Source organism: Streptomyces sp. NRRL F-2664 (assembly GCF_000719345.1).
Classification (GTDB): Bacteria; Actinomycetota; Actinomycetes; order Streptomycetales; family Streptomycetaceae; genus Streptomyces.
In genome coordinates this window covers 1-673 of the sequence record NZ_JOFX01000310.1, presented here as the reverse complement: position 1 = coordinate 673, position 673 = coordinate 1, and the positions used below count along the sequence as shown (strand labels likewise).

Below are 673 nucleotides of genomic sequence, written 5' to 3'. Positions count from 1 at the left end.
GAAGCTGTCGGCGTCCGAGGTCCGGATCGGGTACTTCCCGAACCTGACGCACGCCACCGCGCTGGTGGGCCTGCAGGAGGGCCTGGGACGACCTCAAGGGCAAGAGGATCGCCACCCCGCAGAAGGGCAACACCCAGGACGTCGCGTTCCTGAACTGGATCTCCGAGAAGGGCTGGAGCGTCGACCCGGAGTCCGGCAAGGGCGACGTCTCCGTCGTCCGCACCGACAACAAGGTCACCCCAGACGCCTTCGAGCAGGGCTCGATCGACGGCGCCTGGGTGCCCGAGCCCACCGCCTCCAAGCTCGTCACCGACGGCGGCTCCGTCCTCCTCGACGAGACCGCCCTGTGGCCCGACAAGAAGTTCGTGATCACGAACATCATCGTGTCGCAGAAGTTCCTCAAGGCCCACCCCGACGTCGTCGAGGCCGTGCTGCGCGGCACGGTGAGGACCAACGAGTGGATCAACGCCAACCCCGAGCAGGCCAAGGCCTCCGCCAACGCCAAGCTGGCGGCCGAGGGCGGCAAGCCGCTCGACGCGAAGGTCATCGACCCGGCCTGGCAGAGCATCCTCGTCACCGACGACCCGCTGGCCTCCACCCTCAAGACCCAGGCCGACCACGCCGTCAAGGCCAAGCTCATCGAACAGCCCGACCTGGCCGGCATCTACGACCT

General features: G+C 67.9%; 1 pseudogene. It reads left to right on the top strand.

Annotated features, from left to right (window positions below):
* Positions 1-673, top strand: a pseudogene (locus IF89_RS39520) (ABC transporter substrate-binding protein); the annotation flags it as partial.